A 218-nucleotide genomic window follows, 5' to 3' on the forward strand; every position below is an offset into this window, starting at 1 on the left:
GTATTTCGGTCCCGCAAGGGGCTTTTTTATTTCTTGCGCCGGTGAGAAACAAACAGCGCGCAACTCATGATCAGGAAGAAGATGGCAATGGCTGCCACGATCAGCAGGACCAGCAGCTGCCAGCAGCCGTACCCGGCCAGGAACAGCGCCACCCCGAATACCGCACACAGGGCAAAGACCATGACCGGGTTGCTTACCCCCGCCACACCGATGTACTG

General features: G+C 58.3%; 1 pseudogene. It reads right to left on the bottom strand.

The annotated features are described in order from the left end of the window. Positions 1 to 26: 26 nt before the first annotated feature. Positions 27 to 218 (bottom strand): annotated as a pseudogene (locus tag H6B10_RS17355) (hypothetical protein); the annotation flags it as partial.

Source organism: Gemmiger formicilis (genome assembly GCF_016901605.1).
Classification (GTDB): domain Bacteria; phylum Bacillota; class Clostridia; order Oscillospirales; family Ruminococcaceae; genus Gemmiger; species Gemmiger formicilis_B.